8 protein-coding genes are annotated in these 12,070 nt (G+C 44.4%); 5 read left to right on the top strand and 3 right to left on the bottom strand.

Annotated elements, in window-relative coordinates; translation table 11 throughout:
* Nucleotides 1-65 precede the first annotated feature (65 nt).
* The 3 genes from ABJD64_RS15175 to ABJD64_RS15165 all read left to right on the top strand — a co-directional run bounded on the left by ABJD64_RS15175 (nt 66) and on the right by ABJD64_RS15165 (nt 2,527).
* Nucleotides 66-713, top strand: a complete 648-nt coding sequence (locus tag ABJD64_RS15175) for a hypothetical protein (protein ID WP_348182999.1) — start codon at nt 66-68, stop codon at nt 711-713.
* A gap of 280 nt (nt 714-993) precedes the next feature.
* On the top strand, nt 994-1,368 hold the full coding sequence (locus ABJD64_RS15170) for a response regulator (RefSeq protein ID WP_348182997.1): 375 nt from the start codon (nt 994-996) through the stop codon (nt 1,366-1,368).
* A gap of 139 nt (nt 1,369-1,507) precedes the next feature.
* A complete protein-coding gene (locus ABJD64_RS15165; protein ID WP_348182995.1) occupies nt 1,508-2,527 on the top strand; it encodes a hypothetical protein in 1,020 nt (339 codons plus the stop codon).
* A 36-nt stretch (nt 2,528-2,563) separates the two neighbouring features.
* Here the strand turns inward: ABJD64_RS15165 and ABJD64_RS15160 are convergent, their stop codons facing one another.
* Nucleotides 2,564-3,754 (bottom strand): VCBS repeat-containing protein, encoded by a 1,191-nt coding sequence (locus ABJD64_RS15160; RefSeq protein WP_348182993.1) that lies wholly within the window; start codon nt 3,752-3,754, stop codon nt 2,564-2,566.
* 2 nt (nt 3,755-3,756) lie between these two features.
* On the bottom strand, nt 3,757-5,127 hold the full coding sequence (locus ABJD64_RS15155; protein WP_348182991.1) for an FAD-containing oxidoreductase: 1,371 nt from the start codon (nt 5,125-5,127) through the stop codon (nt 3,757-3,759).
* 249 nt (nt 5,128-5,376) lie between these two features.
* Here ABJD64_RS15155 and ABJD64_RS15150 point away from each other — a divergent pair, with 249 nt between their 5' ends.
* Together ABJD64_RS15150 and ABJD64_RS15145 are read left to right on the top strand one after the other, a co-directional pair.
* Nucleotides 5,377-5,715 carry a PadR family transcriptional regulator gene (locus ABJD64_RS15150; protein ID WP_348182989.1) on the top strand — a complete coding sequence of 113 codons (339 nt, stop codon included), beginning with the start codon at nt 5,377-5,379 and terminating at the stop codon, nt 5,713-5,715.
* A gap of 3 nt (nt 5,716-5,718) precedes the next feature.
* Nucleotides 5,719-8,322: an ABC transporter permease gene (locus tag ABJD64_RS15145; protein ID WP_348182987.1), complete on the top strand. Its 2,604-nt coding sequence runs from the start codon at nt 5,719-5,721 to the stop codon at nt 8,320-8,322.
* 56 nt (nt 8,323-8,378) lie between these two features.
* Here the strand turns inward: ABJD64_RS15145 and ABJD64_RS15140 are convergent, their stop codons facing one another.
* On the bottom strand, nt 8,379-12,065 hold the full coding sequence (locus ABJD64_RS15140; RefSeq protein WP_348182985.1) for an FG-GAP-like repeat-containing protein: 3,687 nt from the start codon (nt 12,063-12,065) through the stop codon (nt 8,379-8,381).
* Nucleotides 12,066-12,070: the final 5 nt, after the last annotated feature.

The following is a 12,070-nucleotide window of genomic DNA, read 5'->3' as shown; positions in this document are numbered from 1 at the left end:
GCGTGTCTAATTTTGTCCTTGCTACTTGATGAAAAGTAATCATTAAGTTATTAATTTCATGATCGATGGAGGAACAACACAAAAAACCAGGTATTCTTTGCATGTTCTCCGGGGGACTGGATTCTACAGCCGTATTGCATAAACTGATCACCGAAGAAAAATATCATGAGTATGAGCTGATCATTCATCACATACACATGATCAATCGAGAAAAGCGGGCGCGGGCTGAAATGATTGCCGTCAAAAACATCCTCAATTATTACAGCCAAAATCATAAAGTGCCCTTTGTATATTCTCAGTGTGTATTTAATGCCAATGGATTTGATGCATTCAATACCAGCCGGTTTCCATTTGACGTGGATGTCTGTTCGTTTGTGGCTGGAAATGTATGTACTTCGCATGGCAATATCAAAATAGTAACCCGGGGTAGAACAAAAACCGATTTAGAAAATCGAACAGATTCCGATGAAGAGCAGCACCTCAAAACTTACGGTATCCTGGAGTTAGTATTGCAACTCGCCAAAATGGAAAAACCGGAATACCTCTATCCTGTCATTGATATGGACAAAGAAGAAATCTGGAATTTCCTACCGGATGAGGTTAGAAAAATGGCATGGTGGTGCCGTCGACCGATATACAAGGATGAAAATAGCCCTCAAATCTGCGGTAAATGCAAGCCATGTCTGGACATGGCCAAGATTGGTTCGATATAACAGATTGCTTTATTTGAGGTCTGTACCGTGTAGCAGTGATTCCTAAATCTGCCTGACAAAGTCTTTACACTCCAGTGCAAACGCATTTAAAGTACCTATAAATCCTGTCAGGGTTGTGTTTAGATAAGCATGGACTGTCTCGAGACCTCAATTGTTCGATTAGGAGTAACCCAGGCAGAGATCTGATTTTAAATGCAATTGCCTGCTTTACTCCTCTCAGGTTTTTCAACTGAAAAAATATTGATTAAATTATAGCTTTAAACCAGCGAAAGGAAAATATATGAACACTACTGTACTTTACGTGGATGACGAGGACATCCCTCGTTTGATTTTCGAAAAAAGTTTTGAGTCCAAATATTCGATTCTGGTAGCTGGCTCCGGTCAGGAAGCTCTGGATAAAATAGCGGAACTTGAGGATGAATTCATCGTTGTCATCAGTGACATGCGAATGCCAGAAATGAACGGTCTTGAGTTTATCATTGAAGCTCGAGACCAATACAAAAATATGGCTTGCTTTATTCTCACCTCGCTAGATCAGGATGATGAATTGGAACAGGCCATCAATGACAATTTGATAGAGAAAGTGTTTAATAAGCCCTTAAATGTTGCAGAAATTGATGAGGCCATCAAGGAAGTGACCACTGGAGTGGCTTAAGAATACGCCGTAAATTCGTTACTTTCGTTTCTTTAAGAGAGTTATGTTATTACGCCAGCCGCTTGCCCCTTTTTTGTTCATTCTCCTTATAGGTAGCTCTTGTAGCAAGAAGACAGCGAACCTCTTCGAGAAACGCCAAATGATAAATGCGGAAATTGACTCGTCATTGCTCAAAACAACAGACTTTGATATTTCCTTTTCGTCCAATCCTCGGGGTCAAATCTTTTTGCGCTATCTCGGTTGTGGTGGTTACTATATAGGTAATGATGAGGACGCCCTGTTGATTGATCCTTTTTTTTCACACCATAGTTTTCCGCCAGGAAAAGTTGCTACCAAAACTAAGGATGTTGCGTATGCATTAGACCCTATAAAAAATGATCTTAGGAATAAGGTAGTGGGAGTCTTTGCCGCCCATTCTCATTATGATCACCTCATGGATGTTCCATATGTTTATAATCAGTATTTAGATCCAGATGCCAAGATATATGGCTCAGCCTCCGCAGATTCTTTAATTGGGAATGTGATTGGCCGGGCCAATATGGTGAATATCGAACCTAATCAGGCAGATACCAGACAAGAAGGGAAGTGGATACCACTTCCAAACACCAATATCCGGGTGCTTCCCATTGCTACTTCTCATGCCCCTCATTTTAGATTATTGTCAGTACCATTTAGATTCTACAGGGGTAAGGCAAAACCCATTAAGGGCTTTTCGTCAGATACTGACAAAACGAAAGCAGGGAAATGGAGAGTAGGGAAGACTTTCGCATTTTTGATTGATTTCATGGAAGACAAAAAAGTTTTGTTCAGGATCTATGTGCAGTCCTCAGCAGCTCCTTCGCCTAACGGATTTGTGCATGATCAAGTGTTGAATGAAAAGGACATTGATCTGGCTATTCTGGGTGCAGCGTCTTTTAATTATGTGAAAGGGAAGGACTATCCTGAAAAATTGATTGCTAATCTGAAGCCTAAAAGAATAATCATCGGACATTGGGAGGATTTCTTCAGAGCCTATCAGGACGACCCCAAACGAACGGTAAGATTCACCAATATGAAAAAATTCATCCTTAAGTTCAATGAGGAATTCGAATGGAAGCAGAATGGAATGGAGATGTTTTATATGCCGGAGCCAGGTTTGGAAATAGGGTTGAAATATTAGCTTCCCGAGTGTAGCGACTTGGTCAACGTACTTAATTTATTTTTCCCCTGTCCCAAACAACAATTTGTCCGGCCCTCTAAACCCACACAGGTAAATGTCATCGATGCCATCGCCGTTAAAATCTGCTATCTGAAAGTCGAACACATACATGTTGGTGGAGGGAAAATAGGAGGTGGTCTGATCTTCAAAATTTAGATTGCCGTTGTTGATCAAGACCAATTTTTCATCACCATTAAACCGGTTTCCGGAAAGGATATCTAAAAACCCATCACCGTTCAAATCAGCGAAATCTATATCTACCGTGCGTAAGGCACTTTTGGGTAAACCAGGTGATTCGGTGAAGAACCCCTGACCATCGTTTAAAAGCAATCTGTTTTGTGGATCACCAATACCGCCAAAATCTACATTGGCGAATGCGATGTCCAGATCACCATCATTGTCGATGTCTCCCAGGTCTACTTCCCGGGTTTGGTCATTGATTGCCGGAAGGCGATTGGAATCGTAACTGAATACGCCATTTCCATCATTGATCAGTATCGCGTTTGTGGTTTCATTGGCCTCTATGATATCCAGATCGCCATCGTTATCAATATCTGACAGCTCAATGTCCTGTGCAGTCGCTGACAACGAAGGTAAACGTGCCTCGCTCTCATCTATGAATCCACCGCTACCATCATTGATCAAGAGATAATTAGCACCGGCATTTCCAATCACCAAATCATAGAATCCATCCCCATTGAGATCAGCGGTTTCTACGGCATTTGAGGTGCCCTGAACTGGGATTTTGTCACCTATATCCACGAAGAAACCATTCCCATCGTTTTGATAGTATTCATTGACCTGATCATCTTCGCTCACAAATATGATATCCGGATCCCCGTCATTGTCAAAATCAGCGATGGCGATATCCTCGGAATCGCGTCGGATGCGTGGAAACCGGCTCGTACTTTCATTTGCAAATGAACCCTTGCCGTCATTGATCAGGATTATGTTCTCCACATACTCCATGGCAAGAATCACATCTAGGTCTCCATCCTTATCAATATCAGCTACCGCAGCGTCCATGGTGTTGTTGCCTAACCCGGCTACATTTAAATGGGTAGTAGTGACATCAATAAAAGGCATGGTCGAATCATTTTGAGCGCATGCCTGCGTACAAAAGAGCGTAGGAAGAAGTACCAGGAAGAGCGAGTATTTTGACACCATAGCAGATATTTTAAGTTTCATGCCTATTCCAACGGCTTCAAATCAGCGAGAGTTGTAGGGATGAGTTCAGATACCGTAGGATGTATATGTACCGCTCGCTGAATCACCTTATACGGTGCATCTGCGTACATGATATCCAGTAAGGAATGAATGATCTCGTCCCCTTCGATCCCCAATATCGTGGCACCCAATATTTTATGGGTCTCAGCATCGATCAATATTTTCATAAAACCATGGGTCTCTCCTTTTTCTTTTGCACGAGCTATACGTTTCATGGTACGTGTGCCGATCAAGGCCTTTTTTCCGGATTTTCGGACTTCATTTTCTGTCATGCCGATTCGGCCCAGGGCAGGATCAATGAAAAGGCCATAGCAGGTGATTCTATCTGAAACTTTGCGCGGATCATGATCAAACAGATTGGCAGCCACGATTTCAAAATCATTGTAAGCCGTATGCGTAAAGGCACCTCTGCCGTTGCAATCCCCCAGGGCCCACACACCGTCGACATTGGTGCGTAAATGATAATCGACAGTAATAAACCCTCTTTCATTTGCTGCGATGCCAGCTTTTTCCAATCCGAGGTCGTCTGTATTGGGTTGCCTGCCCGTAGCAACAAGTAGGTGACTTCCCAGTATTTCGTTGTCACCGCTTTTACAGTCCACATTAACTTTGACCTGATCACCGTCCATCGCGGCACCCAGACATGTGGCATTGAATCGAAACTTGATGCCTTCTTCCTCAAGGATTTTTCTGATTTCATCAGATACATCTTCATCCTCTTTTCCGACCAGTCGTGGTCCTTTTTCAATAATTGTGACCTGGCTGCCAAACCTCCTGTACATCTGGCCAAATTCCAGCCCGATATAACTGCCCCCTATAATAATCAGATGATCCGGAACAAAGTCCACATCCATGATACTGCTGTTGTCAAGATAATCTACACCTTCAAACCCTTCAGGGACATAGGCCCTTCCTCCAACATTAATGAAGATTTTGTCAGCCTTCAACAGCTCTTCTCCTACGCTCACCGTATGGGCACCCTCGAATCGGGCATGACCTTCAAAAACGGTCATATTTTCTGTATTCTTCAGCCAATTCTCAACCCCGGTCGTGGATTGATTCACAATTTTATCCTTACGGGCTTTCACCGCTTTCATGTCAACCGTAATTTCACCCTCGATGTTTACGCCATAATCAGAACTTCTTCGGGCCATAAATGCAGATCTGGCACTGGCGACCAGCGCTTTCGTTGGGGTACAGCCATTGTTTACACAAGTACCACCAAAACGTTTTCTTTCTACAATCGCTGTCTTCAATCCTTCAGCAGCACATCGCGCCGCTATCGAAGGTCCGGCCTGGCCTGTGCCAATAATAATCGCATCAAATTCTTTCATGGGTTTATGTTTAGTTAGGTATGTTCAGCTTTTTACTTCATCCAACCTTTAAGTTATCACTGATATTAGTAAGTCAAACAACTGTGACTGCCTTTTTGTTCGGTCTAGGGTTTTTGATGGCTTATTTCACAATTGAGCTCAATTGGGTTTAACGGAAGTGAGTGGCTAAGTACTTTTATATTTTTATACTTTGTAATTCTATGTATATAGATTATAATTGTACATAGAAAAAGTAAATTCCAACAAGAGATGATTACAAAAAACTTATCTGCTGCTTCGACCAAACCGATTATCCTCGGTGTACTCAGACAGGGTAGGAGCTATGGCTACCTGATTATTAAAAAAGTCAAAGAACTTTCCGGTGGCCAATTGGAATGGTCGGATGGCATGCTATATCCAGTGCTGCATCGTCTCGAAAAGGAAGGGCTGGTGCAGTCCAACTGGACGCTAAGTGATGATTCAAGACCCAGGAAGTATTATGAAATCACCGCTGCAGGAAAGGAAGAACTGATCGCAGAGCAACAGCAATGGCTTGAGGTCAATGCCGTCCTGGATAAAATATGGAATCCCAAACCTACTAAGGCTTAGACCATGTTTGACCTGGAAAGCTCTATCCAACTCTGGCTCCGGCTGTTTAGAAAGCATCAGGCCTTCAATCACGGTTCGGTGCGTGAGATGGAGCTTCATCTCCGTGATCACATCGATGATCTGATCGCTCAAGGTCATGAACCTCACGAGGCTTTTGAAAAGGCTGTTGAATCGTTTGGAGAGATACAAATCGTGGCCAAAGAAGAACTTTGGAATCAAAAAAAGAAAACTCAATACACAATACTCAATATCATCATGCTCAACAACTACTTTCAAATTGCCCTCAGAAATATGCGGAAACATAAGTTTTACGCGATGATCAATATCATCGGCCTGACCGTGGGTTTGTCCATTGTCATGTTGATTGGCCTTTTCGTAAGCGACGAATTAAGTTTTGACCAGTTTCATATTAAAAAAGACCAGCTATATCGGGTGGTGGAAAATCAATATTATGCTGGTCAGGAAGTATTTCCTGTAGCTGTCACTCCCACCGCCCTGGGACCATCTCTTCTCGATGAATACCCTGAAGTGGTCAATTTTACCCGGTTGTCCAATGAGAATTTTCGTTTCGAACTTGGAGAAAAGAAGATCAGAGAAACTGGTGGAATCATGGTAGATGATCGTTTTTTCGAGATGTTTTCCTTTCCTCTAGTCAGTGGCAGCCTGTCATCTTTTAAAGAACAACTCAATAGTCTGCTGCTTAGCGAAGAGCTTGCCGACAAGTATTTTCCGGACCAAGACCCGGTGGGGAAATCCATCACCTTGAGTGATGAAGAATTTCAAGTGCTTGGCGTTTTTCGGGATGTGCCGAATAATTCGCACCTCGATTTTAAGTATGTTATAAATTTTGAAAATTATATTACCAAAAACCCGGACAGAGCCAACAGTTATGGGTCCAATTGGCTCTACACCTACGTAGAACTCGACCCTCAGGCCAACTTGCAAGAAGTCAATGAGAAAGTCATTGGACAGATAAAAAAGTACTCCGAAGGATCTGTAACTGATATTTACCTGCAGCCGCTCACGGATATTTATTTGGGTGAAGTCGATTTTGTGGTGGAGGTAGACCGCAAGGGAGAAATGATGTACGTCCGCATATTCGCTATTGTAGCTATTTTTATTTTGTTGATATCATGTATCAATTTCATGAATCTGTCCACAGCTCGCTCTGCCAAACGTGCTAAGGAAGTGGGCTTACGAAAAACGATTGGAGCCAGTCGCAAGCAATTGATTTTGCAGTTCTTGAGTGAATCTGTACTGCTGTCCTTCTCGGCATTAGTTATTGCTTCAGGTCTTGTTGCCTTGGTTCTTCCCGCTTTCAATCAATTGACCGACAAGTCCATTGATCTGCTGGTTTTGCTGGATGGTGGCAATGGTTTCGCACTGGCGTTCGGGTTGTTGGTGGTATCGATACTTACCGGCCTTCTGGCTGGTAGCTATCCTGCCATTTATCTAAGTTCCATCCGGCCCATTCATGCCCTCCAGGCCCATGCGGTTCGGTCTAAACGCCAGCGATTTGGACTGAGACGAGTTTTGGTTGTGCTACAGTTTGTGATTTCGGTCATACTGATCATTGGTACCCTGGTGGTTTACCAACAGTTGGACTATATTCAAAATATAGACCTGGGATACAATCGCAACCATATCCTATACACCTATTTGCCCAAAGGCAGGTCCGAAGTTTTTGCGGCAGAAGTAAGAAAGCAGCGAGGCGTCCTGAGTGCTGGCCGAACCAATCGCCACCCAAGCTATGTGCTGAGTAGTTCTTCAGGATTTGGCTGGCCTGGCAAAGATCCAAACGAAACCATACTGCTACATAATATGGGAATGGATGAACACTATTCGGCTACGATGGAAATGAAAATGGTAGAAGGTCGTTCATTTGTGCATACGGATTCGGCAGCAGTAATTATCAATGAAAAAGCAAGGGAAGTTATGGGCCTGAAAGACCCCGTCGGACAGAGCATCGATGCGGGAGGAGATTGGAAAATTGTAGGCGTGGTAAAAAATTTCAATTTCAAATCCATTCATACCCCAATCGAACCACTGCTTATTTTCAACGAAACCAATTTGAATCGGGTCTTTATCAGATTCGAACCCGGTGAAGAAGGAAACATTGTATCGACGGTGTCGCAGGTGTGGGATCAATTTTTCCCGGATCGTGAATTTGATTTCTATTTCCTGGATGAAGATTTCGATCGTTTGTACGCCGCAGAGGCTCGGACCAGCAAACTCGCTACCTATTTTGCTGTGCTGGCTGTATTGATTTCCTGTCTGGGACTGTTTGGATTGGTATCTTATGCCACCGAGCAGCGAACCAAAGAAATCGGCATCCGCAAGGCGCTTGGTGCTTCGGTTCAAAATCTATTCTTGTTGCTCACCTATGATTTTACCCGACTCGTACTCTTCTCACTGGTCATTTCCATCCCGCTCGGCTGGTATGTCATGAGCCAGTGGCTGGAAAACTATGCCTATCGTATTGACTTGTCCATTTGGGTGTTTGCCATTTCAGCGACTCTGGCCATGTTCATTGCCCTGGTCACTGTCAGCTATCAGTCTATCCGTGCTTCGGTGAGCAATCCGGTGCAGGCCTTGAGGGATGAGTAGGGTGGATGTTAAAGGTGGGAGAAAAGCTGAGTTGTAGTAGATGCTGATACAGTGTACTACTCAATAACCAATCTACCAATCGTCATACTATGATAGGATGTTGAGGTTTTAACAAAGTAGACTCCCGGATTCAAATCGGCTAGATTAAGAGTAGCTTCAAACTTCTCAGAATATTTCACCATTTTTTCATAAAACAACGTTTGGCCCGCTGTACTTATAACGCTCACTATTATTTCACCATGGTAAGCTCCTGATAAGGCTATATTGAAGACGCCATTTGCGGGGTTTGGATACAAGGCTGCTGAAATCTGATTTTCAATACCAAGTACATTGTCGATGGTAAGGACAGCCACCGTACTTGCCTGAGCGCTGCAATTATTGGACACAGTGCAGGAATAGTTGCCCGCGTCGGTCGACTCGAGCGATAAAATCGTTAACGTCTTTGTCATTTCTCCTGAAATATCAATGTCGTTTTTTTGCCATTGGAAAGTGAGGTTGTCTCCAGCTGCATCTACAGAAAATGTGACTTTTTCGCCTAATTCTGCGTTTTGGCTAGACGGTTGAGAAGATAATGAGACCTTCTCGATCACTACTAAACCAACCGCTGCGGAAGTTTTGTCAGCGGCATGATCTCCTGAGACGATGCATTGGTACTGGAAGCCGTTCATACTCAAACTAACATTTGAGATGGACAACGTTGAAGTGTTTGTACCTGAAAATTGGTTGTCATCTGAAATATCCATAAATCCCGTGCCCCCACTCTCTTGCCATTGATATGAGATATTGGTGGTGCCCGTTGCAGAGACTGTAAAGGATGCCGCCGCTTCCTCACAGACCTCTCCATCTAGCCAGTTCTCAGTAACATTGAGCAGAGCAGAATTCAACGACAATGTCACTGCAGTACTTTCTACCGTAGCGCAAGAATTAGAAACCTCGCAGGTATAGTCTCCTACATCTCCTGAATCGAAATTTGTGAGATCTAAAGAGGATGCAGTTTCGCCATCAATTGCGGTACCATCCTTTTTCCATTGATAGGAAATGTTTTCGCCTGCTGCAACGAGTGTGAGGGTAACGTCTTCACCCGGATCATTACTTTGACTGGCGGGCTGTGTCGTGATTGCTGCGGGTTCTACGATGGTGGCTACCACTAATACCCTGCTGCTTTCGCAAGATCCATTGTCAATTGCAACATAATAGTTTGTATTGACATTGAGCGATGGAGTTGTAAAACTACTGTTCACTTCCCCGACTAATGCCGTACCACCCGAGGCGACATCATACCAGCGGTAATCTCCATCCGACGCACCCGATGCTGTTAACACAACTGTGGAAGGTGAGCAGCCAATTGCTCCAACTACAGAAGGCACAGCAGGGAGGGTGTTGATGGTTAGGTTTGAAGGTGTCGAACTTTCGCTCCCACAGGCATTGCTCACGGTGCAAACATAGGTGCCGGCGTCAGCACTTTCAAGATTTGCAAAGAACAAGAAAGACGAAGTGGCTCCGATAACGTCAACTCCATCCTTTTTCCATTGATAACTCAAGGAAGCGTCTCCACTGGCAGTGATCGCTAACGAAACACCCTCACCTTCACAGCGAGAAATGTTTGAAGCAGGAGTGCCATCTATCTGGGCAGGAACACAAGGTGGCGGTGCTGAGGAATTGAGCAAAATGTTGAGCCCATCGAGCGGTGAGCCATTCCAGAGCGTGGCAATATCATCATAACCGTCATCATTGAAATCAGAAATGGCCAATCTGAAGCCACCAGCTCCAGATAACCCCCAAGACCAATTGGTATGGAAATTTCCAGTTCCATCACCATTATACATGCTCATCGTGCCATCTCTGCTGGCTAGCAAATCTTTGAAACCATCGCCATCAAAGTCAGCTACAGCCGTTACTTCGTTTACATTTGTGTTGACCGAAGACACTGTAAAGGCAAATGTGCCATCGCCAAGAAGGATGTCCGCGTCTGACCCGGTGGCGACGACCAAATCCATGTTGCCGTCGTCATTGACATCAGCCTTCGTAAGTGTGACCGCACCTCCGATCATATCAATGTTGGTACCGGCAGCCGTGAATCCACCCAAGCCATCGCCTTGGAAAAATCGCACTTGATCTGACCCTGAACTGGGGTCTACAATCACCGCCAGATCTGGTTCGGTATCTCCGTTGAAGTCTGCCACGATTGCATCTTCAACCTCCTCGGTTGCATCAAGGTCGATCAACAGGGTAAATGTATCATCACCATTACTTTTATGGATCTCAACATTGTTGAGACTGCCTCCCACCAAAATCAGATCAGCCAGGCCGTCTTTGTTCACATCACTAGAGGACATCGAAAATTCAGCTGCTATTGAAAAATTTCCTGCGGCTGCCAGTGAACCCGTCCCATCTCCTGTGAATAGTTTTATCTGATTGTTCCACGAATCTAAAATGGCAATGTCCATGTGTGTATCTCCGTTGATATCCAGGGTTTCAATGTCCCACGGAAATCCAGCATCTAACGTGTCAACCGGAATCATCCCACCACCGGCTTGTCCTTCATAAATAAAAAGGTTGTCTGTCAAATGTGCGATCGTGGTGGCTGCGCACACCGCAATATCTTCCAGTCCGTCTTCATTGAAATCTCCCAAGGCCAATCCATGGGTGTCATAAGGAGTCTGGTATCCATTTGGTGTTTTAAAAAATCCATTCCCTTTCCCATAGACCACATTCACAACAGGACCTCCTGCTGTGGCTAGATCCAAATTTCCGTCGTTGTCCCAATCTGCAGCTGCTATTCCTCGACCGGTACCCGTTTGGTTTCTTCTTGAAATGGTGAAGTCTCGTGTTCCTTCTCCTTCGTAGTAGTTCATCATGTAGCGACTTGAGGCAACGTCAACCATACCGTCTTTGTTAAAATCTGCACCTACGGCTGCATTTCCACCTTCCGGAAAGAATCGAATATCACTGAATGTCCCGTCCCCGTTGCCAAAAGCACGATAGAGGAAGGTGGTTTCGGCTGCAAGAATGTCCAGGTTGCCATCGTCATCAAAGTCTGCAGAGGACATGTGTACGAAATCAAAAAAACCAGTTGAGGGTACAGGTGAAGAAAAATTGCCGGCTCCGTCGCCTGCGTGAAACTCAACTGATGTACTGCCGCCGGTTAAAAGATCAAGGTCTCCATCATTGTCAAAATCTGCTGTTGTCATTTTGTATGCCGTTGACTCAATCGGAATGATCTGAGGTGTGCCTAGCCCGCCTTGCCCATCGCCGTAGTAGACATACATGTCGTCGCTGAATCGATGTAGAACTGCTACGTCAGGATGCGTGTCTTTATCAAAATCACCTGTGACTATATCAAGGGGATCTTCCCCTGCTCCAAATGCTGTCGAAGCGAACGTGCCATCTCCATTCCCCAGAAACAGCGTGATTAAATCATTGGAATTACTCGCCACGACAAAGTCCAGATTTCCATCCAAATTAAAATCTGCTGTATCGAGATCAATATTGCTTGAGACGGTGCCTATATCTGTTATCTGAAATCCATAAAATGAATGCCCGATCAGGATATTGACTGATTCGGGAGCAGAAGTAAAGTTCGCTGTGACCATATCCATCAAACCGTCATTGTTGAAGTCTCCGGCTTTCAGGCCATATAGTGAGCCTCCGGTGTGGTAGGAGTCACTTTTTTCAAACGTAGGCTGGGCTATTCCCAGGCTTGTGATGAGACAGAAGGCTACAGGTAGAAATGATGTTTTCATAGTGG

It is taken from the genome of Reichenbachiella sp. (assembly GCF_039944555.1).
In the GTDB taxonomy this organism is placed as follows: Bacteria; Bacteroidota; Bacteroidia; order Cytophagales; family Cyclobacteriaceae; genus Reichenbachiella.
Note: the sequence above shows the minus strand (reverse complement) of the source record. Positions and strands in the feature narration are given on the sequence as shown.